The sequence below is a fragment of the Brevundimonas sp. genome (assembly GCF_035627055.1).
In the GTDB taxonomy this organism is placed as follows: Bacteria; Pseudomonadota; Alphaproteobacteria; order Caulobacterales; family Caulobacteraceae; genus Brevundimonas.
The window spans coordinates 166,095-190,255 of record NZ_DASPMM010000022.1 but is presented as its reverse complement, the minus strand read 5'-3'; the positions used below and the strand labels follow the sequence as shown (position 1 = coordinate 190,255).

26 protein-coding genes are annotated in these 24,161 nt (G+C 63.3%); 11 read left to right on the top strand and 15 right to left on the bottom strand.

All coding sequences use genetic code 11. The features are described 5' to 3' along the window. Nucleotides 1–70: 70 nt before the first annotated feature. Both VEA98_RS11555 and VEA98_RS11550 read right to left on the bottom strand, forming a co-directional pair. Nucleotides 71–730 (bottom strand): Crp/Fnr family transcriptional regulator, encoded by a 660-nt coding sequence (locus VEA98_RS11555; RefSeq protein WP_324814428.1) that lies wholly within the window; start codon nucleotides 728–730, stop codon nucleotides 71–73. A 474-nt stretch (nucleotides 731–1,204) separates the two neighbouring features. After that, the gene (locus tag VEA98_RS11550; RefSeq protein WP_324814426.1) at nucleotides 1,205–1,600 is read right to left on the bottom strand and encodes a DUF6766 family protein; all 396 of its coding nucleotides are present in this window, start codon (nucleotides 1,598–1,600) and stop codon (nucleotides 1,205–1,207) included. A 141-nt stretch (nucleotides 1,601–1,741) separates the two neighbouring features. On the opposite strand from VEA98_RS11550, the gene VEA98_RS11545 reads away from it, so the two are divergent. Beyond that, nucleotides 1,742–1,969, top strand: coding sequence for a hypothetical protein (locus VEA98_RS11545; protein ID WP_324814424.1), 228 nt, complete (start codon nucleotides 1,742–1,744; stop codon nucleotides 1,967–1,969). Nucleotides 1,970–2,123: 154 nt separating this feature from the next. Here VEA98_RS11545 and VEA98_RS11540 read toward each other — a convergent pair whose 3' ends face one another. Further along, a complete protein-coding gene (locus VEA98_RS11540; protein WP_324814422.1) occupies nucleotides 2,124–5,000 on the bottom strand; it encodes a M10 family metallopeptidase C-terminal domain-containing protein in 2,877 nt (958 codons plus the stop codon). A 218-nt stretch (nucleotides 5,001–5,218) separates the two neighbouring features. On the opposite strand from VEA98_RS11540, the gene VEA98_RS11535 reads away from it, so the two are divergent. After that, nucleotides 5,219–5,635, top strand: coding sequence for a hypothetical protein (locus tag VEA98_RS11535; protein WP_324814420.1), 417 nt, complete (start codon nucleotides 5,219–5,221; stop codon nucleotides 5,633–5,635). Nucleotides 5,636–5,842: 207 nt separating this feature from the next. Here VEA98_RS11535 and VEA98_RS11530 read toward each other — a convergent pair whose 3' ends face one another. Both VEA98_RS11530 and VEA98_RS11525 read right to left on the bottom strand, forming a co-directional pair. Next, nucleotides 5,843–6,442 carry a hypothetical protein gene (locus VEA98_RS11530; RefSeq protein WP_324814418.1) on the bottom strand — a complete coding sequence of 200 codons (600 nt, stop codon included), beginning with the start codon at nucleotides 6,440–6,442 and terminating at the stop codon, nucleotides 5,843–5,845. A gap of 526 nt (nucleotides 6,443–6,968) precedes the next feature. Next, nucleotides 6,969–7,397 (bottom strand): hypothetical protein, encoded by a 429-nt coding sequence (locus tag VEA98_RS11525; protein ID WP_324814416.1) that lies wholly within the window; start codon nucleotides 7,395–7,397, stop codon nucleotides 6,969–6,971. Between the two features lie 119 nt (nucleotides 7,398–7,516). Between VEA98_RS11525 and VEA98_RS11520 the strand changes: the two genes are divergently transcribed. Then, entirely contained in the window at nucleotides 7,517–7,729 is a 213-nt protein-coding gene (locus tag VEA98_RS11520; protein ID WP_324814414.1) for a hypothetical protein, read from the top strand. 501 nt (nucleotides 7,730–8,230) lie between these two features. Here the strand turns inward: VEA98_RS11520 and VEA98_RS11515 are convergent. The 4 genes from VEA98_RS11515 to VEA98_RS11505 all read right to left on the bottom strand — a co-directional run bounded on the left by VEA98_RS11515 (nucleotide 8,231) and on the right by VEA98_RS11505 (nucleotide 11,572). Continuing rightward, nucleotides 8,231–8,590: a response regulator gene (locus VEA98_RS11515; RefSeq protein WP_324814412.1), complete on the bottom strand. Its 360-nt coding sequence runs from the start codon at nucleotides 8,588–8,590 to the stop codon at nucleotides 8,231–8,233. Between the two features lie 7 nt (nucleotides 8,591–8,597). After that, nucleotides 8,598–10,352 carry a PAS domain S-box protein gene (locus VEA98_RS11510; RefSeq protein ID WP_324814408.1) on the bottom strand — a complete coding sequence of 585 codons (1,755 nt, stop codon included), beginning with the start codon at nucleotides 10,350–10,352 and terminating at the stop codon, nucleotides 8,598–8,600. Between the two features lie 243 nt (nucleotides 10,353–10,595). After that, nucleotides 10,596–10,811, bottom strand: coding sequence for a hypothetical protein (locus tag VEA98_RS15260; protein WP_414642177.1), 216 nt, complete (start codon nucleotides 10,809–10,811; stop codon nucleotides 10,596–10,598). Between the two features lie 32 nt (nucleotides 10,812–10,843). Next, nucleotides 10,844–11,572 (bottom strand): hypothetical protein, encoded by a 729-nt coding sequence (locus VEA98_RS11505; RefSeq protein WP_324814405.1) that lies wholly within the window; start codon nucleotides 11,570–11,572, stop codon nucleotides 10,844–10,846. A gap of 111 nt (nucleotides 11,573–11,683) precedes the next feature. Here VEA98_RS11505 and VEA98_RS11500 point away from each other — a divergent pair, with 111 nt between their 5' ends. Together VEA98_RS11500 and VEA98_RS11495 are read left to right on the top strand one after the other, a co-directional pair. Beyond that, nucleotides 11,684–11,890, top strand: coding sequence for a hypothetical protein (locus tag VEA98_RS11500; RefSeq protein ID WP_324814403.1), 207 nt, complete (start codon nucleotides 11,684–11,686; stop codon nucleotides 11,888–11,890). Beyond that, nucleotides 11,883–12,062 carry a DUF3606 domain-containing protein gene (locus VEA98_RS11495; protein ID WP_324814400.1) on the top strand — a complete coding sequence of 60 codons (180 nt, stop codon included), beginning with the start codon at nucleotides 11,883–11,885 and terminating at the stop codon, nucleotides 12,060–12,062. The genes VEA98_RS11500 and VEA98_RS11495 overlap by 8 nt, the downstream gene beginning before the upstream one ends. A gap of 166 nt (nucleotides 12,063–12,228) precedes the next feature. Here VEA98_RS11495 and VEA98_RS11490 read toward each other — a convergent pair whose 3' ends face one another. Both VEA98_RS11490 and VEA98_RS11485 read right to left on the bottom strand, forming a co-directional pair. Then, a complete protein-coding gene (locus VEA98_RS11490) occupies nucleotides 12,229–12,447 on the bottom strand; it encodes a hypothetical protein (RefSeq protein WP_324814398.1) in 219 nt (72 codons plus the stop codon). Nucleotides 12,448–12,737: 290 nt separating this feature from the next. Then, entirely contained in the window at nucleotides 12,738–13,706 is a 969-nt protein-coding gene (locus VEA98_RS11485; RefSeq protein ID WP_324814396.1) for a Crp/Fnr family transcriptional regulator, read from the bottom strand. A gap of 246 nt (nucleotides 13,707–13,952) precedes the next feature. Between VEA98_RS11485 and VEA98_RS11480 the strand changes: the two genes are divergently transcribed. The 3 genes from VEA98_RS11480 (at nucleotide 13,953) to VEA98_RS11470 (ending at nucleotide 15,865) form a co-directional block, all read left to right on the top strand. Continuing rightward, nucleotides 13,953–14,693, top strand: a complete 741-nt coding sequence (locus VEA98_RS11480) for a Crp/Fnr family transcriptional regulator (protein ID WP_324814393.1) — start codon at nucleotides 13,953–13,955, stop codon at nucleotides 14,691–14,693. Next, nucleotides 14,693–14,935: a DUF6894 family protein gene (locus VEA98_RS11475; RefSeq protein ID WP_324814391.1), complete on the top strand. Its 243-nt coding sequence runs from the start codon at nucleotides 14,693–14,695 to the stop codon at nucleotides 14,933–14,935. The genes VEA98_RS11480 and VEA98_RS11475 overlap by 1 nt, the downstream gene beginning before the upstream one ends. Nucleotides 14,936–15,184: 249 nt before the next feature. Next, on the top strand, nucleotides 15,185–15,865 hold the full coding sequence (locus tag VEA98_RS11470; protein ID WP_324814389.1) for a phytanoyl-CoA dioxygenase family protein: 681 nt from the start codon (nucleotides 15,185–15,187) through the stop codon (nucleotides 15,863–15,865). A gap of 512 nt (nucleotides 15,866–16,377) precedes the next feature. Here VEA98_RS11470 and VEA98_RS11465 read toward each other — a convergent pair. Both VEA98_RS11465 and VEA98_RS11460 read right to left on the bottom strand, forming a co-directional pair. Further along, nucleotides 16,378–20,715 (bottom strand): RHS repeat-associated core domain-containing protein, encoded by a 4,338-nt coding sequence (locus VEA98_RS11465; protein ID WP_324814387.1) that lies wholly within the window; start codon nucleotides 20,713–20,715, stop codon nucleotides 16,378–16,380. Between the two features lie 14 nt (nucleotides 20,716–20,729). Further along, the gene (locus VEA98_RS11460) at nucleotides 20,730–21,242 is read right to left on the bottom strand and encodes an RHS repeat domain-containing protein (RefSeq protein WP_324814384.1); all 513 of its coding nucleotides are present in this window, start codon (nucleotides 21,240–21,242) and stop codon (nucleotides 20,730–20,732) included. A 297-nt stretch (nucleotides 21,243–21,539) separates the two neighbouring features. Between VEA98_RS11460 and VEA98_RS11455 the strand changes: the two genes are divergently transcribed. The 3 genes from VEA98_RS11455 to VEA98_RS11445 all read left to right on the top strand — a co-directional run bounded on the left by VEA98_RS11455 (nucleotide 21,540) and on the right by VEA98_RS11445 (nucleotide 22,759). Continuing rightward, complete coding sequence (locus tag VEA98_RS11455) at nucleotides 21,540–21,869, top strand: hypothetical protein (RefSeq protein ID WP_324814381.1); 330 nt, start codon at nucleotides 21,540–21,542, stop codon at nucleotides 21,867–21,869. A gap of 121 nt (nucleotides 21,870–21,990) precedes the next feature. Beyond that, nucleotides 21,991–22,332 (top strand): hypothetical protein, encoded by a 342-nt coding sequence (locus VEA98_RS11450; protein WP_324814379.1) that lies wholly within the window; start codon nucleotides 21,991–21,993, stop codon nucleotides 22,330–22,332. Between the two features lie 70 nt (nucleotides 22,333–22,402). Beyond that, nucleotides 22,403–22,759 carry a hypothetical protein gene (locus VEA98_RS11445; protein WP_324814376.1) on the top strand — a complete coding sequence of 119 codons (357 nt, stop codon included), beginning with the start codon at nucleotides 22,403–22,405 and terminating at the stop codon, nucleotides 22,757–22,759. Nucleotides 22,760–22,810: 51 nt separating this feature from the next. Here VEA98_RS11445 and VEA98_RS11440 read toward each other — a convergent pair whose 3' ends face one another. Together VEA98_RS11440 and VEA98_RS11435 are read right to left on the bottom strand one after the other, a co-directional pair. After that, nucleotides 22,811–23,224 carry a DUF4279 domain-containing protein gene (locus VEA98_RS11440; RefSeq protein ID WP_324814373.1) on the bottom strand — a complete coding sequence of 138 codons (414 nt, stop codon included), beginning with the start codon at nucleotides 23,222–23,224 and terminating at the stop codon, nucleotides 22,811–22,813. 80 nt (nucleotides 23,225–23,304) lie between these two features. Then, nucleotides 23,305–23,931, bottom strand: a complete 627-nt coding sequence (locus VEA98_RS11435) for a tyrosine-type recombinase/integrase (RefSeq protein WP_324814371.1) — start codon at nucleotides 23,929–23,931, stop codon at nucleotides 23,305–23,307. Nucleotides 23,932–24,161: the final 230 nt, after the last annotated feature.

The window sequence follows — 24,161 nt, the reverse complement described above, 5'->3', positions numbered from 1 at the left end:
AAGCTGACGGCCAAAGGTGGTTAGCGGACGTCCTATTGAGCCCGCGCCCTATGTCCGGGTCGCCGCTAGTTTAAGCGGCTTCCGGTAGAGGCAAGGCTTTCTGGAGCTGGTAGCACTCGCAGGCGTGGCGGCTCAGCGTGTCTCGATCAACAATGCGGATCACGCCTCGGCTGTACTTGATGGCATTTGCGACCTTCAGCTCATTCGCGGCGCTGTTGATCGTGGTGCGCTGGATGCCGAGGAAGTCGGCGAGGTCTTGCTGAGTGAGATCGAGCTGGTCATCACCCCGGCGGTCGGCAGTTGTAAGGATGAAGTTCGCCAACCGCGCCCCCACGGGGTGCAGGCTCGCGCAACCAACCGTAAAGGCGGCCTGGGCCTGATAGTCGTGTGTCAGGCGCAGCAGTTGCAGCCTCAGGCGCGGACTGGCGTCGGCCTGCTGGCGCAGGACGGCCGCAGACAGGCTGTAGACCTCTCCGCTTGCCCGGACCTCAACCCGCCAGGCGGACGGCTCCTCGGCGAGGGACGCGGCCAGGCCGGAAACGCCCTCCACGCCCATCACGAAGGTCTGCGCGGATCGGCCGTCGCGAAACAGCACAGCATTCGACAGGTAGGCTGTCGTGGGGAAATAGACTTGATCAACCTCCTCCCCTTGCTCGGTAAGCAGGGAGCCACGCTCGACGTCCAGCCGGGAAAGATGAGGAAGGAGCGCAGAGATGTCGTCGGCGTGCATGGCCGCCAAGGTTTGATTTCGGAACATCTGCAATCACCCGTGCTCTGCTGGACGGAGTGCGCAGCGGAAGCTGAAATCTCTCAGTCGCTGACAACTGTTGTCTGGCGATAACGCCACAGTAGCACCGAACTTGCGTCCGAAGATACGCCATATCTCGACAGGGAACTTCCGACATGCGTGGACAAGTGCTGCCACTCCGAGAGCAGCGCCCCCACGAGGTTACAATACGAAGTTGCGATCGAGGCGCCGGTCTGCCGCTCCCGGCGTATAGGCGGCGCAAACCAAGCGGCCCACGATCAGAACCTCCCCCTTGCAGACCCTTCCGCCTGGCGGACTTCGAAGGCGTCGAGACGCTGGGGCACGGAGTTACCGTCAGACGGCCCGCAGCATAAGAGGCTGCATGCTATAAAGTCCGGACGAGCAATCGTAGGGGTCCAAGAGCCGTTTGGCGGCTCAGGATCAGGCGCTCCGGTCCTAGGACGGATCGGCGTGGACGGAGGCATGGCCGCCCCTGCGCATGTGGCTTTCGTCGATCTGGTCGATGAGCGCCTTGCCCTTCTCCTTGCCGACCATCTCCATCAGGGCGTCGATCTTGGCCTCGACGCGGTCGTCGTTCTCCTTAGAGGACGGCGAGCCGACGTAGAGGAAATAGGCCAGGCCGACGACCTGCCAGAGCAGCTGGAGGAACTCGGACTGCCAGTTCTCGAAGGTGTCGCGGCTCATCTCGATCAGGTACCGCGACAGCTGGGCGGCCTGGCCGTGGGACGACTGCTCCTCGACGAAGGCGAACCAGCCGAAGCCCCAGTGAAGGCCGAACGAGATGGCGAAGAAGCCCAGGGTGATCCAGGCGTAGGCGTACTTCTTCAGCATAGGTGGACTCCGGTTCTCGACGGCAACGCTTCGGCACCGCCCTTCGTTGCTTTCGGCTTGTCCCTCAGGAACTAAGCGACATGGCGGCTCTGTCAGCCCAACTTAGCCAGCCGGTGATCCGAGGCACCCAGCCTCCTTGCTATGGCGAATCCGGCAAGCCCGTTCCGCGACTTCGACAGCTCGCCCGAGGTGATCCGCCTCGTGATGACGATGTACGTGAAATACCCGCTGTCGCCGCGCAACGTGGAAGACCTGCTCGCCGAGCGAGCGATCGACATCTGCCACGAGACGGTGCGCCTCTCGTGGCCCTCTTCAGACCGATGTTCGCAGCCGAGATCCGCCCTAAGCGGGTCCAGAAGAAACACTTGATCTGGCGGGGCGTGCCGGGGGCTTCAGCAAGACCGACGCAACTCATATGTCATTCGCTCATAAGACGCTTCGCGTAGATCGTGGCCGATCACACTCCGTCGCTAGTCGGTCTTGAACGACCATGAGGCGGCGGCAGCCAGCGACCGATGCCCGCCTAGTCCGCCCAGTCCCAGACATGCGGAACGTGGGTCGAAACCGGGAGGTCCGGACCGGAGCGTTCCCACTGAGACCTGAACAGGTGATCGAGGGGGGGCTGCAGTTGGGGCAGCCGCATGTCGTCCTCCAAAGGAGTGAGGGGCGGCGTCACGAGCGGAAGCAGGTCGAAAGGCGCCGCCAGAGCGGGCTCGGGATCAGTGAATGGAAGCGTCCATGCCCGATCCCCGGTCGACACCTGCTCATCAGAATTATCGACTTTCTCGTCGTTGGCGGTCGCCGCAGGCAAGACCAGCGGGTCCCCGGAGACCGGTTCACCGCCCAGGAGCTCTGAGACAAGCCGTCCTTCGGGCCGCCCGTCAAAGGCCCCCAGCGAATACAGACGCGCGAGATCGACTGTCACACCGTCCCCGAACCTGATGACCTCGATCCCCGACAGGCGATCCGCGCCTTCAGGTCCCTTCAGAAGGTACTCGCCTTCCTCTGTCCTGAGGAGACGACAGTCCGTCGTGGAGCCCCATATGAGGTGGAGCGTGTCCCAGCCCCCGCCACCTCGAATGATGTCGTTTTCGCGCGCCGCGAAAATCGTGTCGTCCCCGCCGCCTCCGTCAAGCACGTCCCGGCCCTCGGTGCCGCGCAGGATGTCGTCACCGTCGTCGCCGAACAGTTCTGATCCGTGTGCGTAGGTCGGCTGGACAACGTGATCGGGAACCGTGACGTGAAGCGTGTAGGACTCACCGGCCACGGGAGGTGCTGACACGACCGTCTCTCCCGAGCCGCTCGCATACGCTCCAACCTGGACGTAATAGGTTCCGGGCGTGACCAGTCGGAAGTTCAGGAATGAGTCGCCCGGCGAACCGCCGTCCCCGTCGTAGGTGCGGTCGTCGTTTCGGGCGATCTCGACCCCGGCCGCGTTGAAGATTCTGATGACGGAATCAAACGACGCTCCGTCGACATCGAAATTCACGTCGGAGTTCGCCCCCACGGTGAAGGCGTAATACTCGTACCCGCCGTGCGTCGAGGCGATGACGGTCGCGTGGGGTTGTCCGAAGCCGGGAACGCCCTCGTGCGCAAGCCGGTCGAACGATTGATCCAGCGACACGGCCGTTGAGATCGAACCGTTGGCCTGGTCTGCCCGCTTAACGAGGTCCTCGGCGCCGCCGGCCTCCACCCATGATCCGGTCAACTCGTCATCGCCGCCGCCGCCGTGAAGAACGTCGACGCCGCCGAAGGCTTGAATGTAGTTGTCAGCCGCGTCGCCGGTGATGCGATCGTCAAATCGCGAGCCGACCACGCGTTCGAAACCGCCGACGATGTCGGCGCCGCTCCAGCTCCCGGCCATCAGTCCGGCTTCGAGGTCCAGCACGACACCGCTGCGGGAGCTCGCCAGGTCGAGAGTGTCTGTGCCTTCCCCGCCAGAGAGAACGTCATCACCTGCATCAACGTAGATGATGTCATTGTCCCCTCCCCCATCAATGAAATCGTCGCCCCGTCCGCCAATCAGTTGATCGTGGCCGCCCAGACCGTAGATCTGGTCATTCCCATCCGATCCGCTGATGGTGTCGGACGAGCCTGACCCCCGCGCGAGATCATCCGTGATGTCGCCGCTCACGATCAGCCCGCCGGGGGCGACAAGCTGAACCAGCGCATCGGAGAACTCCAAATACTCGACGTTGCGGACGAGGTTGGAGCCCCCGGGCCCGGACACGAAACAGTCGGGTCCGTTCCAGGTGATGGTGTACGCCGCCTGGAGACCGCCAAGGACCAGAGTGTCGGACCCGAGTCCGCCGTCGACGCGGTTGTGTCCGGCGCCGGTCGTGAACCGGTTGTCGCCGCTGCCGCCGAAGAACTGCTCGTCCCCGGCGCCGCCGATGGCGTTCTCGATGACGGTCCCGACCGCTATCGAGACATTGCCGATGTTGCCGCCGACGTTGGAGAAGCCGCCCTGCCTGAGGTCGATCACCTGATTGGTCGAATATCCAGAAAAATCGAAGGTGTCCGAGCCGCCCGCGTCCCACACCGCGAACACCGGAACCGATCCTGCTGACGCCGAAAACCAGGCGCGTCCGGCGGTCGAGTTGAAGCCGTAGACGGTATCCCCCGTTCGCGTCTCGTAATTGGCCCCGTACAGCCGCTGCGCAGCCGCGATGTCGTCCAGCATCGGCGCCGACGCATAGCGGCCGGACCCAAAGAAGGCGCCGGTCGCGCCTTCGCCGAAATAACTCATCACCGTGTACTGGTTCGAGTCTTCGTAATAGCTGGCGTTCCTGCCGTAGGTGATGGCCACGCCCGGCTCCGCGTCGTAATCCCCTGCATGGAGCAGGCCGATGGCGTGGCCGATTTCATGAACGAGTGTGAGTTGGCCGTAGCCCCACATGGCCGGCGCAGCATTGTAGGACAAGGACGCATTGACCCATACGTCGCCTTCCACAGCGCCTGGGGCGGTGGAGCCCGGGAGGGCGGCGAAGGCGGCGGCGCCGTCAGCGCCGCTCGAATAGTTGCCGAAAAGGATCGTCGCGTCGTCCGAATAGCCGCTGCCGTCGTCTTGCCGAATGAACGTGATATCCGCGACGTCCGACCAGGCCTGCAAGGCAGTCAGCGTGGCCTGGATTTGACGGGTGGTGAACGGCGAGAAGCCGGAGACATCGAGGGGCAGTGGTCCCGAGGTGGCGCGGAACGCAAACGACACGACCGCGCCTTCTCCCAGGGCGCTCCACGACAAACCTGCCCGCGTGAGCTGGGCGGCGGCGTCGGACACCGTGAGGGATGGCTTGTCCGAAATGGCGTCATCCCCGCGACGGTCGGCGTTCAGAGCCTGCCATGACGGCCAGCCGGCAGACCCGCCAGGACCTCCTTCGGGGTGAGAAATCTGACGCATGACCTAACCTGTTCGAGTGCCCGGCCCGGGACATAGCATAGCAGGAGCCGAACCATGCAGGCGCATTCTGCACGTCCGGGATGTGTTGGCTGAGCCTACCCGCGGACGGAGAGGCATCCGGCGGATCGCGTCAACGAACTGAAGCGGACGCTCTGAACGTCTGAAATGGGTGGTTAGCGGACCTTGGTCCGGACGGTGCGGCGAGCTACCGTAACGGAATGATCGACGCCCCCACCGTGTATGCCGTTCTGGCCTTAACCGTGATCTATGCGGCTGCGTTTTTCTTATCCCCGAATAAGACAGCCCAGCTATGGGCGCGGGATGACATGCCGGTTCATGAGATCATGCAGCACTTTCGCTACTGGGAGAGGCGGCGGGTCTGGATATCCGGAGTCGGCTTCGGGGCTTGCATGATTTTGGCTTCGTTGTTCGCGACTTCCGTCATCCTTCCCATCGTTTTGTTCGTCGGCCTGATGTCCCTTGCGGCAGCGGACGCATTTCAAACCCGGCAGTTATCGCGTGACCTCCCAAGCTGGTCGCCGAGCACCGGGATTTTTCCGAACAGCGGCAGAATGGGTCCTGTCCTCGACTTGCTATTTGGAGAGAAGCCAACCAGCCACAGGAAGAACAAGTAGCCGCTCGTGAGATGGTCCGGCGCATTGTCCGGAAAGGGTCGGGAGCTGACTGTCGCCCGGGAGCCGGAAGCGGACCTGGCAGTCGAACTCAGCCGCTTCCCAAGAGGAGCACCGCGCAAAGCACCGCAGATCCACGGACTGGAAGCACCCAGGTCAACTGGGAGTGACCTGGGTGAAAGACGGAAGTCATGGCGCGTCAAGCTCGCGCTAACCACCAACCCTCCATCCAGCATCGGCGACTGCTATGGCGTCCATCAGGAGGGCGAGCATCGAAAAGATCAGAAGCCAAATGAGCGCCAAGATGACCAGCCGACCCCGTGGGGCGACAGCCGCCACCGCGCAGGTCACGTAGAAGGTCGCTATGAAGGCAGTGTAGCCCGCCCCCCCGATGAAAGCGAAGCCACCCGTCAGGACGGCGATGGTTCCGACATTGAGGACATTGATCAACAGCACAGCTCCGAACACCCACCTCCTGGTCGCCCAGAAGTGATCGTTCAGACCCTCCCCGCGCTTGAGCTTGGTGATGCGCGGAAAGATCAGATAAGCGGCGATGAAATAGGTACCGGCTGCGACGAGGCCGTGAGTGAAGACCGACATCGACAGCGGCGCGCCGCGGTAGAGCTGCCACGCTTGAAGCCAGTATGAGCTGAGGTCCAGCGCCAGGAAAAGCGCGAGCATCAGGGTCAGCCGGCTGAGCTTCAGCGAAGAGCGGTTCTCAATAGCCCGAGCGACCCCGGTCAGTAGCTCGACTACGGACAGGCCAAGCACAAGACTGTAAAATCCGAAGAAGTACTCGAACTGGCTCATCCGTCCTCCAAGAGTCGAAGAACCTCGTTCTAGAGCGAACGAACCGTAGTGGCCACTCGCGCGCTAGCCGGTGAGGCGATGTCCACCATGGCTCGCGAGCAGACCGTCGCCAGGGTGGAAAGCGGAACCGGAAGCGTTACTGTGCCTGAGGAGGCATTGGGATGCCGTCAATCAAATCGGTCACAACAGCGTATTCCTACGGCACGCCGGTCGCCTTTCTTTCGGCAATCGCGCTTTCGCGGTTCGTTGGACCTTGGGCGTTGTTGGCTTTTTTGGCCTACCTCATGGTGGGGCCGTTTCTATTGGCGTGTCCGAGGTGCGGCCTCGTCACATCAGGCCGCGTGTGGACGAACCGAAAAGGTCGCGAGCGGCGCAGCCCATTCTATCACCTACCAAACCCGGACTATTGCAGCCGTGCGCCCTCGACTTCCGCACTCACTCCTTCACTGCGCAGTTCGATTAAAGCAACCAACGTCCGCTATGGGTGGAAAGCGGACATCAGTTCGTCGGCGACCTGGACCTGCTCTTACGGCTGTTGCGGACCGACAATCTCGAATTCTGAGTAGGAGTTCGGCACGATCGCGACGCAGAGATGGGAGAGGGCGCAACGTTTAAGTCGACCATTCACCGTCACGAAAAGGCGACGCTCGGTGCCTTCAATCTCATCCAGCATCTTGCGAACATCGTCTACACCCGGAGCGTCCCGGCCCTCGACGTCGATCTGAAGAGCCCGTCGGCACTCAGGTCCATTCAGTCCGGCGAAATGACTGTAGTCGGTCTCATACGGCGCGCGAACGGTAACGGTCTGACCTAGCAGCCGGTCGTCGTCAGCGATGATTTCACAGACACTGAAGGTTTTCGCGAGGGTGGTTTCGGAGAGCCGGATATGCGCGTCAGAACCCAAGGTGGGCGCGCAACCGGAGACGAAAAGACAGCCCAACAGGAACTTTCGCATCCGCAACGATTAACCCCCGGTCGCCTGATGGGGAAGGAGGAAGCACGTCCGCAATGGGTCGAGGGCGGCAAGTCGCTTACGGGTGGGAAGCGGACGTTGGCCGCGTGTTATGTTGCGCCATGCCCAAGACGAAGAAGGCTTCCAGTGCGAGCCCTTTCAAGGATGAACTGACGAGCCGTCGTCATCGGCTGATGATGTGGGGGCGACTGCCCGCCTTTCTCCTCGGGGGCGGCGCGATGTATCTCGCCGACCCGTTTTGGCCCGGCATGGTGGTGTTGGGCCTTTGGTATGCGATCTGGCTCATTTGGGTTGCGGGAGTGTTCGAACACTGACGATGCGAGCTTCCGCAATGGGTCGAGAGCGGTCTGTCATCTAAGGGTCGGTAGCGGACCGTCGCCCGTGGGTGGAAAGCGGACGTTGAATGCGTTCAGGAGCGCACGGGTCTCGCTTTGCCTCCCAAGCGGTCCAGAACCTCTGCTGCTTCGTCAGGCCCCCGCATAGCGCGCTCGGCGTCCTCTCGGCTAAGATGCAAGCTCAAGAGGCCGCCGCCATGGCCCCCACTTTCAAACACCATGCGATAGCCGAGAAGCTCTTTGAAAATCTCCACGCCGTAAGATGAGAATATCGGCTTTGACATGATCCGATGCTTTCGAAATCGGGCATTGCGCGCTGGGGTGCGATTAGGCTGCCCGACCGAGGCTATGTCCGCAATGGGTCGTGAGCCGACCGTCGCCTGTTGGCGGCTTGCGGACGTTCCTCTCCGCAAGGCCTGTGCCCTGGGCGCTCTGGAAGGTACTGGGGAGCGAAGGGTTGAAGATCAGCTGCGGGGCCACCTAACCGAGAGCTTGGCGCAGGGTCACTTCAAGGTCACGCCTACGGAACGGCTTGGCCAGCACTTGGACCGCCTCAAAGCCAGCAGGGGCGCCGCCGGGGCCGTAGCCGCTGGCGAAAGCGAATGGCAAACCGCGGTCCGAAAGCGCACCGGCGACTGGATCGACTCGGTCGCCACCGAGATTGAGGTCGAGCAATGCGAACTCGAAACCGCCGTCGGCGATCCGCGCCAGCGCCTCCGCTACGCTCGTCGCGCTTGCAACCACGACGCAGCCGAGATCCTCGAGCATGGATTCGATGAGCATGGCCACGGCCGCCTCGTCCTCGACAACGAGCACCCGCAGACCTTTGAGGGCGGTCATCCCCGCGTCAGACCGTGAAGCCAAAGCGACATTCGAGACCACTCGGCTCGAAGCGCTGCTCCAGCACACCGCCTAGGTCCCTGCGTATGGTGCGCTCGATCAGTCGATGACCGAAGCCCTGCCGGGCCGGCGATTCCGTCGGAGCCCCGCCTCGCTCGATCCAAGCTAGGTTCAACTGGCGTTCGTCGCCCGTGACATCGATCGACCAGCTCAGGTCCAGTCGCCCCGCTGGGGAGGCCAAAGCGCCGTATTTGGCGGCATTGGTGGCCAGTTCATGGATCACCATGCCCAAGGCGAGACCCACCCGCGCGGTCAGGACGAGGTCGGGCCCCTCCAGCCGAGCGTTTCCGGGGACCTCGTCCCTATAGGGCGCGAGTTCCTCCTCCAGGAGTTCGATCAGCCCAACGCCGGTCCAGTGTCGACGGGTCAGGAGATCGTGCGCCTTGCTGAGCGCAATCAGCCGATCTTCGAACCGTTCTGTGAAGGCCTCTGGGGTCCAGCGCTGCGTCTGCAAGGCGATCGACTGCACGGTGGCCAAGGTGTTCTTCACCCGATGATTCAACTCGTCGATCAGCAACTTCTGGGCCTCGTCAGCGCGCTTGCGCTCAGTGATGTCGACCAGGACGTTGATGGCCCCAACCACGGCTCCTGAGCTGTCGCGCAGCAGGGTCGGATAGGGTGTGAAGGTCAGCCGCGACCCATCGGGCCGCTCCGCTACCGCCTCAAGCCCGCGCAATTCCTCACCTGTCATCAGCGCCAGCGCCATCGGGCATTGCTCATGCTCAAGCCGCGTTCCGTCCGGCCAGAACAGCTTCCAGGTCACGCACCAGCGGTCGACGCCGACGGTTGGGTGCCGGCCCGCCATCTTCACCGCGGCTTCGTTGAAATAGGTGATGTGCCCGTTAGGATCGGTCGTGTAGACCGCCGTTGGCAGGGCGTCGAGGAGCTCGCGAGAACGGCGCTCATTCTCCTGCAACCGCAGCTCGGCCTCGCGCCGCTCGCTCACATCCTTCACCACACGGACCCCGTGGGCGAAGCCGCCGTCCGCGTCCGTGGCCGTCGAACTCAAGACCTCGACGTGAACGACCTCGCCCCCCTTCCGGACATATCGCTTCTCGAGGCTATAGCGGTCGCGGCGTCCCGCGACCTGATCGGCGTAGAGGGCTGCATCCTGGGCTCGATCATCTGGGTGCGTGAGCTGGGCGATAGTCATGCCGAGCAATTCGTCACGACCGTACCCAGTCAGCGCCTCGAAGGCGGCGTTAACCCGGATCAGCCGCCCTTCGCGGTCTGCGTCTGCGATGCCGACAGTGACGCTGTCATAAGTTGCCAGCAACTGGCGCTCGGCCGCCAGCCGCGCCTCGTCAGCCTCGCGCGCGGCCGAGACGTCGACGGTGAAGCAGCGAGTGTTGATGAATTGGCCATCACGGAACAGGACGCTCGAACTGATCTGCACATGTTTGATTCCGCCATTCCTGGTCCGCAGCCGGGCGGGATATTTGTCCAGCCGTTCGCCTGCGCCGAGCCGGCGCAGGATATCGGCGATGGTTTGGGGATCAGCGTGGAAGTCGGCGATGGGGCGCCCAACATATTCCTCGGGCGCGTAGCCAAGGAGCTCCAGTTCGGCTTTGTTGGCCCGTAAGATCAAACCGTCTCGGTCGACGATATGCAGGCCGATTGAGCCGTTCTCGAAGAAGTCCTCGAAATCAGGATCGCCCGCCGCTGCGAGCGGCGGCCTCTCGTTCAGCGTTGACGAATGCATAAGCCCCCCCCGGTCGCGCTTCGCGCGCCCATGCACGCGGAATGCACACCCGCGTCCGCGGTTCCACGCCCAATGTCAGAATGTCGTACCCGCGGGACTTGAGGATGGCCGCCATTGGCGAGAGCCGGGGCTCGTAGACGGGGGTGCGGACCTCAAGAGCCGCCGGTCACGGATTGGCCGAGCTTCCAGTCAAACACGTCATCGACCTTCAGCGCCGCGCCATGCAGGAGGTCATGGTCTCGGTTAACCTTCACCTCGTACCTCCACCGGGAGTTTGTCTTCTCTCAAGCCCTTGAAGCTGGCTTGGCGGAGCCTGCCGCTACCTGTCCATTCGGCAATCTCGGCCTGCGCCACGAGCTCGGGCTCGAGGAAGTGAAGCCGGTCGCCGCCGCTGGCTTTCGGCTGCTCGCGGGCGAAGCGTGTGAGGGGTCGAGCGAGGGCCTTCAGTCGGGGTCGCAGCTCCTTGAGTTCCCGCTCGCCGAAGCCGTTTTTTATCGAGCCCGCGTACCGGAGCTCCCGCGCTCATAGACGCCAGTGAGAAGACCTTTGAAGCGGCCATCCCGGCCTGCCTTCCAGCCCCCGACCACAACCTCCTGCCCCGGCCGGCATTTGACCTTCATGAAGGCGGCGCTGCGGCCCGCCTTGTAGTTCTCGCCGAGCTTCTTGGAGACGACGCCTTCCAACCGGATGCGGCAGGCGGCCTTCACGAGGTCCGCCGGGCTAATCCCCTCAAAGCGGTCGACGTAACGGAAGCGCTTGGTGATCCCAGGGCCTGCCGCCTCAAGAACTTGCTGGAGGCTCTTCTTTCTCGTGGAGAGGGCGTAGGGGCGCAGGTCCGTCTCGCCTCGCGAGAGGATGTCGAAGACGAAGTAGACCGAGCGGCCGCTGGTGCGGCGGTTCAGGTCTGCACGAAGCGCCGAGAAGTTCGGCTCCCCATCGGGACCAACGGCGCAAAGCTCACCGTCCAGTATGCAGTCCTCAAGCGCCTCGGCATCCGACGAGTGCGCCTCCATCTTGTCGGTCCAGTCGAGGCCGTTCCGGGTGTACCAAGTGGCCACGCCAGCGCGGACGGCCAGTTGGAAGCGGTAGCCGTCGTATTTAATCTCATGAATCCAGTCCCGGCCCTCGGGCGGCTTGCCTACGAGAGTGGGATGCGAGAGCGGTTGGAACACCGCCGGCATCCGCGGCGTGATCTCGATGTCCTGCTTTTTGCGGGCCATGGAGTGAGTCGAACGGCAAGCGGAGTGATTCGCTCCCGTTATTCGGATGTGCTGAGGCACTGCGAGCAAGCAAGGTCCGGAACCCGACAGAGCGTGACGTGTTCATCGGCCATGTCCGACGAGCTGTCTGTCCGCGATCCGGCGCATCAAGGCCCGCTGAACCGCGCTGCGGACGACGGAGTCGTGGTGGTGCAGGATCCTCCAAACGAACCGATGCGCATGACTCCGGACGAAGCCGACATCTCGGGCATCCGGATGCTTGATGCGGCCGATCGGGCGCGAAAGGGCGGTGACAAGGAGGCCCAAAACGATGACTGACGACAAATCGAAATCCGGCGGCCAGGATCGCACGCGCATCAGTCTTGAGCAGGATTATGAGGTCCGCGACTGGAGCCAGAAGTTCGGCGTGAGCGAGGACACGCTGCGAGCCGCCGTAGCCAAGGTTGGCAATGTGGCCAATGACGTCCAGCGGGAGCTGCGGGGTTCTTGATCAACGCCGAGGACCGAGAACTCGATCGCCAGTGGCGCGCCCTATTCGGCCAGCCATTGCCGATGCTCGGGAGCGGTGAGATCGTTCGCACGATCTTGGCACGTCACCTCGCCAAGACTCCTGACCCGTCTCGTCCGACTGGGGAGGCCAGGGCGCGCAAGGCGCCCTAAGCGTCTTCCGGCAGGATATGCACGCAGTCATAGAGGCCGTCCGGACCCCGCCGGGCGAAGGCGGCGAAGGGACCGACGTACTCCACCGCGCGACGGGCCAAAGCGTCGAACTGCTGTTCTCGTCCGGGCCGGGGGAAGATCAGAAAACCGTCGGTAACCCGCTCGATGCGATGATCGTCTGACGGCTCGGCAAGGGTCGTCAGGAACAGGGTCATTTCAGGATGGTAGCTGGGCCGTGGCATTCTTGATAGTCGCCTACCTCCGGGGCGCACCCCTCCCTCCTGAGCAAGCGCTAGCGCCTCGGCCTCCCATTCGGCGGCACTTTCCCGAAGTTTTCGCCGGAGGTCGGCATCGCTCATTGCTGTGGCCAGACGCCGCGCCCGATTAGCGAGGTCTTGTAGCCATTCGATCTCGGTCATCTGGGCTTGCGCAATTCAACGCGTCACGAGGTTCAAGATCGGTCGCTCTCGCGTGCCGATCCAGCGAACGGGTCCGGGCAGAGGTCTCAGTGGACGGCGCTCGTCGCGCATGATCCACCCTTTCGTGCTGACGGCCCTGAGCCTGGCTGCCCCATGGCCTCTCGAAACTGCTTCATCGTGGCGTAGCATTCGCAACTCAGACGCTCGATCCCCGCCGCATCGCGGATATCGATCTTCCCGCGGGAATAGCGGATCAGGCCCTCCGCCTTCATGTGGGACGCGATCGCAGAAATCGTCGTGCGCTGTGTCGCGACCATTGTGGCGAGAAACTCCTGGGTCATCTCAAGGTGGTCCGAGCCGGCCTTGTCCCGGCATACCAGCAGCCACCGCGCCAGGCGGGGCAGGGCCGAGTGGGTGGCATGGCAGGCAATCTCCTGACGCGCCTCGGTCAGGAGCAGCTCGACGTGCTGACTGACGGCCCTGCGCAGGGAGACGCTGCTGTCGAACGCCTCGCGATAGCGATTCACGGGAATACGCAAGGCGCGCGCTTCCATCTGGGTGATGATCATCGAGTGAATGACCCCACCCCCGCAGGCTTCAATAAAGCCGACGCCGCTTTCACGTCCTACGGATGAACTCTCAACATGGGTGCCGTCGATGAGCACTGATACCACCGACAGCATGCCGCTCAGGGGAAACCAGACATGGGTGACGTCATCACCCGGGTCGTAGAGGACATCCCCGGGCCGCAGGGTCACAGGGTTTAGGTCCGCCCCGATACGGTCGAGATCGTCCTTAGCAAGCGTATCAAGCAGGAAGTTCCCGGTCATCTGTCGTCTAACGGACAAACAGCTTCGCCGTTCCAGCGGCCTCAGCTCCACATCGAAGCGGCGATCATCCGCACAGCGGCAGGCGGTCGGCGAAGTCGGGAATACTCGGGCGACGTGGAGCGCTTCCTGAAAAGCAGCTGATTGACCCGTCTGTCCGCATCCGTTCACAGGAACCTCTGCCATTGCCGGCGGATTGATGAGATCGGGCCCGGCCTTTCCATTCATGCGTGCTCGTCAGGCCCCGCCGCTTTACGGCTCCGGCTTGACCAGAAGGTTGGCGCGTTCTCCACGTTCCGCACCTTGTCGAACGCGATCTCGCCCTTCTCACACTTCGACAGCTTCCAACCCCTTGGCGCCTTCGGCTCCCCGACCCACAGCAGACGCCAGGAGGCTCCGCGCCACACAGCCCCAGTGGAGCAATGTGGGATGGCGGGCGTTTGTCGACGGATGGCAAATCCCTTTCTCCGCAAGATGGCTTACGGAGCCGATCTCACTGCCGAGGATCGAGCCCTACTCGCCGACATGTCGTCGAACCCCCGGGAGGTGCCGGCGCGAACAAATCTGGTGAGCGAAGGCGACAAGCCCCGGAACGTCCATCTCGTCATGTCCGGCTACGCCTGTCGCTACAAGGTCTTGCCCGACGGAAGGCGGCAGATCATGGCGATCTTCGTTCCCGGCGACGTGTGCGATCTCCACGTCCAGATACTGGGTGAGATGGACCACAGTATCGGAACCTTATCTGACGCGAGCGTGGTCGAAATCTCGCCCGCCCAGATTGACGAACTCATCGCCAACCCTCGCATAAACCGGGGTCTGTGGTGGATGACCCTTGTTGACGAAGGCACCCTACGGGAGTGGCTTGTCAGCATGGGGCAGCGCGGCGCGGTGGAGCAGATGGCGCACATTTTTTGCGAGCTCCACCTGCGATTACGATCTGTCGGTCTGGCTGAGAACGACAGCTTCAACCTGCCCGGAACGCAGGAGGATCTCGCCGACCTGATGGGTGTCACGGCCGTTCACGTGAACCGCACTCTTGCTACGTTGCGGGAGAAAGACCTCATAAGGATCGACCGCGGCCGCTTGACGATCCCGAGCGTCGATCGTCTTCGGGCGTTTGGCGGATTTGATCCCAACTACCTCCATCTCCGCGACGGCAGGGGGCGAGGCGATCAGATGCGGGAAGCACCGGTAACACGGTCACCTGATCCTTGATGCCCCGCTACTTCTTTGACACCTCTGACGACGAAGTCTGGTCCAGAGACACGCAGGGCTTGGAGTGCGCCGACCCGCAGGCCGCTCGCCATGAGGCCATCAAGTCGCTGCCCTACATCGCCCTGGACGCTCTGCCTGACGGCCCGCAACGGCAATTCGCGGTAGAGGTTCGGGACGAGGGGGGACGGCGCCTCTTCAGCGCCGAACTGCTGTTCCGGTCCGAGTGGCTGGCGGAAGCTTGAGACTGGCGAGGTCCGCTTTCCACCCCCTTGGGGGCATTCCTCGTGTCCGCTTTGGGGTCGGGGGCCGAGCCTCCGCTTCTCTCACAATCAGTCTGCCCTCCCCTCGCGATCAGTGCGCTTTTCGCAATGTGCACTGAGGATTTCGGCTAGGCCGGCGGGACGACCGCTATGCGCCAGGAGGAGACCTTGGCTCCTCGCCGAAAAGCGGACGTTCGTTGAGGACACAATAGAGACAGGCTAACCAACGGCATGTCGTCGCCGCATGCCCAGCTGGAACTCGCTAGAGACGGTGCAGAACTAGCCCCAGCGCTCGACCGCGTCACCCTTGCCGCACTAGAGCAGGTCCTCGTGGGCGAGCCTCGGGGCGTTGCTGGTGTGAGGCTCTTTGGCGTTGATGGCCTGAGCTCCTTCCTTGCGGCCGGCGGCCCGATCGGCTCCGTCGCTGGGCAGAGACTCGGACCGACGGCACGACCGGTGCGGGCGATCCTCTTTGATAAGACACCATCGGCGAACTGGTCGTTGGCCTGGCATCAGGACCGCGTGGTCGCCGTGCGCGAGCGCATAGAAGTTGATGGCTTCGGACCTTGGACCCGTAAGCATGGCGCGCTGCACGTAGCGCCCCCGTTCGAGGTTCTGGCCAGCATGCTGACCCTGCGCGTCCACCTCGACGCTGTGCCCGAGACCAACGCCCCGTTGCTCATTGCGCCCGGGTCGCATCGCCTCGGGAGAGTCCCTGAGGCTGATGTTCCAGCCGTACTGAGCAAGTGCGGGGTTGCAATCTGTCTGGCCGACGCCGGGGACGTGTGGACCTACGCCACACCGATCCTGCACGCGTCCGAACGAGCCTCCGCGGCGACGCACCGCCGCGTTCTGCAGGTGGACTATGCCGCGGAGGACCTTCCAGGCAGACTGCAGTGGCTTGGCGTCTGACTAGCGCCAAAAGGGGGCATTATTATGCTGCCCGCGAGCAGACTTTGGCCGGCGGCTCTTTTAAAGGTCCTCTGCGGACGGTTACTGCCCCGCTTCCTCTGCCGAAGGTGCCCAAGTGCTGGTCACGTCCTCCAAAGCAACGCGTACGGATCTCATTCTCTGTCGCTTGCCTTCGTAGAGGCTGGAACATAGTTCCAACGGCTTTTCTAAAGCTAAGGTCGAAAGTTGGAGCCTGATACACTCGGTCACCTTCGTGGTCGCAAGTGCGAGCGGACCGAGCTAGCTCAGACGAAGATGCGGCTAATTGAACCTAGTCTAGCGGGATTGCATGACGGCGGGATCCCTCCTAGCTATATTATAGGATATCTCTGCGTCGTGTTCTGAAAGCCCAAGAGATTTAAGTATCGCCTTCGCTGGCGCTTTTTGATCCAATCGAACACAAGCGTCAAACTTGTCCATCATGCCACTTTCGACAAGCCGTTCATTGGTGGTCATCCCCGACCATTTAGAGATCATCGCCATCTTCCGTCTCTCCAGATCACCACTACACTTCGAACGTCGGGCGCACGTATGACAAACTCGGTACCTCCGCCAGCGTATCCGTCCGCAGCCAGTGCGGTCCTCATAGTAACCTTGCTGGGATCGCTTAGATAGCTTCTGGGGAAAATCCCTAGAGCTACTCGATTCATCGCATTGGCATTCGGGATTCCCCAGCGCTCGCGGATAGCATCAGTGTTACCGTATCCAAGAGCCGATATAGGCGCCCAGCTTCTTCCGTCTTGACGGGCGGTTCCGCCATAGAAGCGGGCGACAAGGACGTAGGCGTCAGGGTTGCGGCGGTAGGCTTCAGCCACGCCGGCAACGCGTCCCTCCTCATGGGCTTGCCGGGCCCCAAAGAATGCCGCAATCGGACCCAGTATTCGACCAATCCCCGATTGGGGGTTGTTGTCGTTAGCCGCCCCAGGGGGGGCTCTGTACGGACGTCTGTGTTCATAGGGTGAGGGGTCGGTCGGTGACTCTAAAGCTTGGAATCCTGGGTGCGCGCCAATCTCGCGGCAGTAACCGTAGAGGCAGGTATAATCTGGGATTCCCGGGCCGGACCATGCAAACTCTCCCGTCGGGTCGATTGCATTAACTGGATCATTCCCGATGTAGGCATACGCGTTCATCTGATCCTCGTACCCGACCGGATCCGTCTGCAGGAAACGGCCCAGCGCCGGCGAGTAAACCCGCGCCTTGTAGTGCCACAGCGGGGCGTCGCGCAGGCTGATCTGGCCGGTGTAGCGGAAGCGGGAGCCGGAGGCGTAGCCGTGGCCGGCGTCCGGCTCGCCGTACGGGCTGTAGGTGTAGGGCGCCCCCTGGACCGTGCCGTCGGCGCCGGTTGTGGCGATGATCGAGCCTTGGACATCCGTCTGCAGCCAGCGACGGTCAGTCAGGGTCGAGCCGGCGTACCAGACGACCGGATTGTCCACGCCCGCGGCATGAGCATAGCGGCTGGTGACGGCGTTGGAGCCGTCGTATTCGGCCACCAGACGATCGCCGTCGTAGAGGAACTGGGTCGTGCCGGACGCGCCTGTGGTCTGGCGCAGCCGCCCCAGCGGATCGTAGGCCAGGGTCATCGAGGACGCGCCGGACACCGACGTCAGCCGGTTCTCCACGTCGTACTGGTAGGTCCGCTGGCCGTCCGCGGTCAGATTGCCGCGCAGGTCGTAGCCGAAAGTCGTCCCGGCCACCGACACATAGCGGTTCAGTCCGTCGGGCACATAGGCCAGGTTCTGCGCCGCCGGCGTGAAGGCGTAGAGCGCATTGCTGATGCCGCGGGTGCGCACCTGGGCCGCGGGATTGAAGCCGAGGCTGAAGCTCACATCCCCCGCCGTATTCGCCGCATTCTGGTTCAGGGCATAGTCGCGGCTGTTGGTCTGGAAGGTCCAGTTCGTCGAGGTGTCGTTGCCCCAGTCGACGTGCCTCAACCGCCCGAGATCGTCGTACACGCCGTGGAACAGCCGCTGTGGCTTGGTGGCGAGACCGTTCTCGCGCATCTGGAACAGCTGGCCGTTCACGTTCCAGACGTACTCGATGTAGTCGGACTGGCCGCCCACAGTGGGCCAGTAGAGCCGTGTCCGCCGCCCGGCCAGGTCGTACTGGCTGGTCAGGGTGCGGCCGTAGCTGGTCTCGGTCAGCTGGCGGCCCAGCGCATCCCAGGTCCAGGTCACGCCCGCGCCCGTGGCCGCGTTGTCGAACCGGGCGGACAGGCGCCGATCCAGATTGTCGTACGTCGAGAACACGTCGTCGGCCGTTCCGCCGCCGGGAACGGTCTTCACCGTCTGCCGGTTCAGGGCGTCATAGGTGAAGGCGATCGTCTGGTTGTCGCGCAGTCGGCGGCTGGTCAGGTTGTCGGCGGCGTCGTAGCCGTACTGCTCGTAGTCCGTCGCGGATGGCGCATGCGCCCCTGACGTGGTCTGCGGGAAGTGCAGCCGATAGAGCCGGTCGAAGCCGTCGTAGACATAGTCGGAGCGGTTGCCGTTGGCGTCCTCGGTCCAGTCGATCTGGCCGTTCAGCGTCCAGGCCTGGGTGCGGGTCCTCTGCGCCAACGGCGTGCCCGATGCGTTCCAGACCTCCGTCACCCGGTTGAGCGCGTCATAGACGGTCCTGCTGATCCGGTCCGGGCCGTCGGGTCCGTCCGGCGTCGTGAGGCTGCAGGCGTCGGTGGAGCCGGTCCAGGTGGCGGGGTTCATCCGCTGAACCGTGCAGCTCAGTCGTCCGGCGGCGTCATAGGCGTACTGGGTCACGCCGATCACTGCGTTCCCCATGACCTGGGTGTCGCGCTCCTTGCGGCCTTGGGCGTTGTAGGCCGTATCTGTCCGGCTGAGCTGGGCGAAGACGGTGAAGGCCGTGTCGCTCTGGCCCGTCGTGGTCCCCTGCTGGGCGGACTCGACCTGCCCGTCCGGATTGTAGACCGTGCGGGTGGCGGGGAAGCCGAGAGCGCCGGCGCCGTCGGGGTCGGGCAGGATCGTCCCCACCTGCTGGCGCATGGCGTCGTAGACCATGCGTCTCGTGTCAGAGACGCCCGGCAGCGGGCCGTCGACGTCGATCGCGTCGCCGTTGACGTCCCAGGTGGTGGTCGTGACCGCCGACAGCAGGCCGTCGCCCGAACCGGCGGTCGAGGTGACCGGCAACAGATTGCTTCCGGTCGACAGGCTGCCCGCCTGGTACGTCGTGTAGGCCACCGCCTCGGTCGCCGTGCCGGAGCAAGTTGCGGCCGTGGCGCAGGTCGAGGTCTGCGTCAGTCTCCAGACCGGCGGCCCTTCGACGAAGGTAGTGGGGCTGTTCCGATACCAGGCGTTCAGCTGGGCATAGGTGTTGTGCGTCTCGGGCCGCACCGCTCCAACGGTCGGCGCGGGACGGATCACCGTGTCGACGCCGCCGTGGCCGAAATAGCTGATGTCAGTGATGTTTCCGCGCGGATCTTCGATGCGTGTCGGACGGCCGCACCGGATCGGAGTCGAGCAGTCGCCGTAATGCGCCGTCAGGCTGGTTGTCTGGCTCTCGTCCTTGGAGGTGCGGACGATGCCGGTCAGATCGCCTCGGGCGTTGCGCAGATACTGAATCCGGTTGCCCTCGGGATAGGTGACCTCCCGTAGTCCCACCGCATCCTGGATGACCTCTGTCACGACCTCTGTCGGCTGGCCGGGCGTGTTGGTGATCCGCACGAGGCGGTTCAACCGGTTGGTGACCGGATCTCCGGTCGGATTGTCCCATGCGATCCTGTAGGCGGTCGCATGGTTCAGGGGATCGGTGACCGTCGTCGTCGTGAAGTAGAAGTCGTCGCCCGGGTTGGGCCAGGTGGTGGCGCTGTAGGACCATGTGCCGGCGCCGTCCGATGCGGTGGCGACCTGGCCAGTGAGATTGTAGCTGACGGTCAGGTTCTGGCCGGTCGTCACGCTCGGGCGCGCCACTCCGGTGACCCGTCCTCCCGCGGGCGACAGCAGGCGGAGCGTTCGGCCCAGGGCGTCGGTCACCGAGCGTTCGGTGACCGTCGTGGAGCCGGTCTGGCCGAAAGTCAGGCTCGGCCAGGTCCGGCTGAAGGTGCAGGACGTCGCCGCCGGCGCGCAGTAGTCGACCGCCATGTTGATGGCGGTCACCCTGGTGAACCGGCCCCAATCCTCGCCCGCCCCTTCGCTGGCGTAGTCGAAATGAAGGGCATAGCCGAGGTTGTTGGTGACCGACTGGATTCGCCGTTGAGCGCTCGTGCCCGTGCCTCGGGACGTGTAGGTGAAGTCGATCGCCTCGCCGTCAGGCTTCACGATGCGAGTGATGACCCCCTGGTTGGCGCGGTAGGGCCAGTAAGTCGACAGACCCTTGGCGAAGGTCGCGATCGTTCCGTCGTTGGCGGTGTAGGTCCAGATGTCGCCGCTGAGCGTCAGGGTTCCCGTGCCGCTGCCCGGCACGACTTCGTAGTTCCCGAACCCGTCGGAGCGGAAATCCACCGACTGACCCATGACGGTGACGGTGTACCACTGGTATTGGGGGAACTGCTGGTCTCTCTTCTGGTAGACGCCTCCGGAGATGCTGTGCCGCCACGCATTGGTGCTTCCATCCCAGGTCGCGGAATAGGACAGGCCGCCCTGGTCCGGCTGTCCGACGCCGATGGTCGTGGTCGGCACCGACAGCGACAGGCCGACGAGGCTGATCCCGTTGCCGTCCGTCAGCTCATACGGTTTCGGCGGATCGATTTCGGTCTGGGCGGCGGCGGCTGTCGGCAGCGCGCCGAGCAGCAGACCGGCGCACAGCGCCGCGGCCGCACGTCCGAAAAGGGAGACAAAATGGGGGATGGTGGAAAGTCGGGTCATGGTCTGCTGATCCCTCATTCCATGTTCATCTTGACGGTCACCTGTGCGGTGTAGGCGACGTTGTTCGCGGCGTCCGTGACTCGGCAGCGCCAGTAGGAGAGCTTGGGCGGGCCGACCGGAGAGCCGGTGTAGATCCACTGGGTGGCGGCCGAGTTGGGCGTCGTCGCCTCGGTGGCGGTGTTGCCGGACACCCGCTCCCAAGCGAACCTGTACGGCCCCAGGCCGCCCGTGGCGGAGGCTGTCGCGGGTCCGGCGTCGGAGGAGATGCCGCCCTCCACGGACGTGGGATTCACCGAGGCGACGGGCGGCGGCGGCGTTGGGCCGGTGTAGGCGACGGAGCGATTGCCGGCGGCGTCATAGCCGTAGATGGTGACCGTCCCATCGGGATAGGTGACCTTCGTCAGCCGTCCGAGTGCGTCATAGGCATACTGGATCGACTGAGCCCGCGCCGGCTTCGCCGTCAGAAGAAGACCTCCCGGGCAGCCCGCCATCAGGCCGCCAAGCAGCACACGCCGATCAATAGACATTCACGCCCCCAACTCGCCTCAGTTGCACCGTTCGCCCAACAGGCGAGTGAGTCAATATGGCAGAGCTATGCGTCAAAAGCGGTCGTAGGAGGCGGAGCGCCCGTTCAAGGTCATCACCGACAAGGGCCTACTCGCGCCAACACCGGACATTGGCGCCGCGGCGGGAACCGGACATGACGGCCAAGGCCGCCGAAGGGCCGCTCCCGACCCCTAGCGGACTTTCATTCGGCAATCCGTTGTCTCGCCTTGCTCGACTTAGCTGACCGGCCGTGTAGCATCTCGGGTGGGAGGCTAGTCATGCTCAAACGGTTCGCGGTGCTCGGCACCTTGGCTCTCGCCTCCTGCGGCGATGGTTCGTCCGCACCCCCGCCAGCCGACACGTCCTCAGAGTTTGTCCAAAGCACCTCCAGCACCGGTATGCCGACAGCTACACGGACGATTGAGTTTGAAGCCTGCCTCGCCGCAATTCGCAGCATGGCTAACGATTTCGCTATCGCGCCCGTGAACATTGTAGAAAGCAACGATCTCCGGATTGTCCGCTTCAATACTAGTGACGGCTCTGTGCTGGTGACGTGTTCACGTCCGGACCGTAAGATGATTGTTGTGCAAAGCCCTCATCAGGGCTGAACGAGTCGGCTTCCACCGTCAGACAAACGTTCGCCCCTTGGGGCGGCCCGCTAACCATCCCGAGGCGACCTTCCGCTCTCGACCCATTGCGGACATTCTAGCATTGTCGGATCGTGCGCTCATGAAGCTGAGTTATATGGCCCTGAGCGTTTTCGTTTTAACCGCCAGTTGCGCGGCACCGGAGGCCCAAGCCCCCGGCTCGGTTTATCGAGATTTGCCCGAAGCCGATTCATACTGGGTGCCGGAAGGCGTGGAGGTCAGCAAGATCATCGCGGCAGCGGGAGAGTGTGGAGCACGTGTCGATGGGGGCATCTATCATCACATTCCAATCCCGCCCGGCTTTGCCAATCACGGCTTTCACTTTGTCGGTGAGAACTCAAGCGAGGCGATGATCTGCACCGTGAATCGTCTAGGGGCCGTTCTCGCATTTAGGGGGCGTTCGCGTTCGCGAACGGCTCACTAGTGAGCGCGCGAGCGTCCGCTTCCCACCCTCAGGCGACAGACCGCTTCCGACCCGTTGCGGACGTTCAGACTTGATGTCAGCGTTGCCGATGCGCTTTTTCCTACTTGCCTGCCTGCTCATTGCCGGGTGCGGATCACGCGCCAGCGTCGATTTCGATCAGGAGCGATGGCGGAACGCCGACCTCGGCACCCGTGAGCGCGCCCACATGGTCGGCAGCCTACTGAAAGAGCATCCCCTTGAGGGCATGGAGCGCGCCGCAGTCGTTGAGCTGCTCGGAGAGCCAACCCCTACCGACAAGTGGGACGGAAGCGAGATGATCTACGTCCTTGGGCCCGATGGAAGCATGATGCCCATCGACCATGAGTGGCTGTTGATCGAGTTGGATCAGGAGGGCCAGGTTTCGAGCTATCGGATCGTTGCGGACTAACGTCCGCTTCCCACCCTTAGGTGACTGTCGGCTCCCGACCCATAGGAGACATTAGTCCGGCGTCGGGTCGTAGACATCGAGGCTCATTGTAACGCCGCGCTGACCCATCGCTTGCAGCGTTCCCGGGCAGATTTCGAGCCCCTCGTTTCCCGCGTCCATGAACAGACCGCAGAAAATGTCGATCCTGAACCGGCTAGAAAGATCGGACCACACCGATATGTCAGACGTTAGGGAGGCGAAGATTTGCTGTATCTGTGCGTCGAGATTTCCCGGCTGCTTGTCAGGGACCTTGAACCGCCACGACCCCGATTTTTCGATGTATTGTCGTTGGGACTGTCCGCCTCTCACGTCGCCCTTTCGGGCAGATTGTGTGGGCGACGCGGCCAACATCTCGCTGACCTCGTCCGGGTTCAAATCATCGCCGAAAATCCGCAGGCAAGCTTTCGTTTGAGCAATGACGGCCATGGACCCAGCTTAGCTGTCGCAAGTTCCGCTTTCCACCCAAAGGAGCCAATGACCGGGCCTGCTTTCGGCCCGGTCGTGTGTCACAGGTCAATCTGTTCTGACATCTCCAGAGCGTCGTCCACCTCGATGCCAAGATACCTGACGGTGCTTTCCAGCTTTCTGTGGCCAAGCAGGAGCTGGCAGGCGCGAAGATTGCCGGTCTTTTTGTAGACGAGAGCCACCTTCGTACGCCTGAGGCTGTGGGTGCCGTAGCCCTGAGGTTCCAGGTCGATCATCCGGACCCACCGATCCACGAGCCGTGCGTACTGGCGGGTGCCGATGTGCTGACCCGGTCGGCTGCGGCTCGGGAACAGCCAGTCATCGTCCCGGTGGCCGCGGACCTCCAGCCAGGCGGCGATGGCGTCACGCGCAGGCTCTGTGATCTCGAACGGCACGGGCCGCCCGGTCTTCTGCTGGATGACGATCGAACGCTGGCGCAGCGCGCCGCCCGGAGCCACGTCACTGACCCGGAGGCGAACCAGGTCACAGGCGCGCAGCTTGGCGTCGAGGGCGCAGTTGAACATCGCAAGGTCGCGCACCCTCCTCGCGACCTTCAACTGCTGTCGAATGGCCCAGATGTGCTTCGGCTTCAGCGGCGCCTTGGGGCCGATCAGACGGCCGGCATTCCACGGGCGCCTCGGTTGGATGAACAGGTCAGACTGGCGCATGGCCAACCTCCATTGAGGTCGCCTCCCTGTCGATTCCTATCCTACTCCCGCAGCAGCCCTTCAGCGCCAGGAGCGGACATTGGCCTCCGAGAGGAAAACGGACATCGTCCGATGGGTTCGCGGCGAAGCGATGTAGTTTGTAATCGCTGCAGCATGACCAACGTCTCGGCGTAATAACGTCTCGCGCCCTATCATGTGCCGGCATCAAGCCGCCTCAAGGTCCGATCAGC

Bases quoted from the DNA above. Each gene is read 5' to 3' on its own strand.
- VEA98_RS11555 (WP_324814428.1), bottom strand. From the start codon at position 730: ATGCACGCCGACGACATCTCTGCGCTCCTTCCTCATCTTTCCCGGCTG.
- VEA98_RS11550 (WP_324814426.1), bottom strand. From the start codon at position 1,600: ATGCTGAAGAAGTACGCCTACGCCTGGATCACCCTGGGCTTCTTCGCC.
- VEA98_RS11545 (WP_324814424.1), top strand. From the start codon at position 1,742: ATGGCGAATCCGGCAAGCCCGTTCCGCGACTTCGACAGCTCGCCCGAG.
- VEA98_RS11540 (WP_324814422.1), bottom strand. From the start codon at position 5,000: ATGCGTCAGATTTCTCACCCCGAAGGAGGTCCTGGCGGGTCTGCCGGC.
- VEA98_RS11535 (WP_324814420.1), top strand. From the start codon at position 5,219: ATGATCGACGCCCCCACCGTGTATGCCGTTCTGGCCTTAACCGTGATC.
- VEA98_RS11530 (WP_324814418.1), bottom strand. From the start codon at position 6,442: ATGAGCCAGTTCGAGTACTTCTTCGGATTTTACAGTCTTGTGCTTGGC.
- VEA98_RS11525 (WP_324814416.1), bottom strand. From the start codon at position 7,397: ATGCGAAAGTTCCTGTTGGGCTGTCTTTTCGTCTCCGGTTGCGCGCCC.
- VEA98_RS11520 (WP_324814414.1), top strand. From the start codon at position 7,517: ATGCCCAAGACGAAGAAGGCTTCCAGTGCGAGCCCTTTCAAGGATGAA.
- VEA98_RS11515 (WP_324814412.1), bottom strand. From the start codon at position 8,590: ATGACCGCCCTCAAAGGTCTGCGGGTGCTCGTTGTCGAGGACGAGGCG.
- VEA98_RS11510 (WP_324814408.1), bottom strand. From the start codon at position 10,352: ATGCATTCGTCAACGCTGAACGAGAGGCCGCCGCTCGCAGCGGCGGGC.
- VEA98_RS11505 (WP_324814405.1), bottom strand. From the start codon at position 11,572: ATGGCCCGCAAAAAGCAGGACATCGAGATCACGCCGCGGATGCCGGCG.
- VEA98_RS11500 (WP_324814403.1), top strand. From the start codon at position 11,684: ATGTCCGACGAGCTGTCTGTCCGCGATCCGGCGCATCAAGGCCCGCTG.
- VEA98_RS11495 (WP_324814400.1), top strand. From the start codon at position 11,883: ATGACTGACGACAAATCGAAATCCGGCGGCCAGGATCGCACGCGCATC.
- VEA98_RS11490 (WP_324814398.1), bottom strand. From the start codon at position 12,447: ATGACCCTGTTCCTGACGACCCTTGCCGAGCCGTCAGACGATCATCGC.
- VEA98_RS11485 (WP_324814396.1), bottom strand. From the start codon at position 13,706: ATGAATGGAAAGGCCGGGCCCGATCTCATCAATCCGCCGGCAATGGCA.
- VEA98_RS11480 (WP_324814393.1), top strand. From the start codon at position 13,953: ATGGCTTACGGAGCCGATCTCACTGCCGAGGATCGAGCCCTACTCGCC.
- VEA98_RS11475 (WP_324814391.1), top strand. From the start codon at position 14,693: ATGCCCCGCTACTTCTTTGACACCTCTGACGACGAAGTCTGGTCCAGA.
- VEA98_RS11470 (WP_324814389.1), top strand. From the start codon at position 15,185: ATGTCGTCGCCGCATGCCCAGCTGGAACTCGCTAGAGACGGTGCAGAA.
- VEA98_RS11465 (WP_324814387.1), bottom strand. From the start codon at position 20,715: ATGACCCGACTTTCCACCATCCCCCATTTTGTCTCCCTTTTCGGACGT.
- VEA98_RS11460 (WP_324814384.1), bottom strand. From the start codon at position 21,242: ATGTCTATTGATCGGCGTGTGCTGCTTGGCGGCCTGATGGCGGGCTGC.
- VEA98_RS11455 (WP_324814381.1), top strand. From the start codon at position 21,540: ATGCTCAAACGGTTCGCGGTGCTCGGCACCTTGGCTCTCGCCTCCTGC.
- VEA98_RS11450 (WP_324814379.1), top strand. From the start codon at position 21,991: ATGAAGCTGAGTTATATGGCCCTGAGCGTTTTCGTTTTAACCGCCAGT.
- VEA98_RS11440 (WP_324814373.1), bottom strand. From the start codon at position 23,224: ATGGCCGTCATTGCTCAAACGAAAGCTTGCCTGCGGATTTTCGGCGAT.
- VEA98_RS11435 (WP_324814371.1), bottom strand. From the start codon at position 23,931: ATGCGCCAGTCTGACCTGTTCATCCAACCGAGGCGCCCGTGGAATGCC.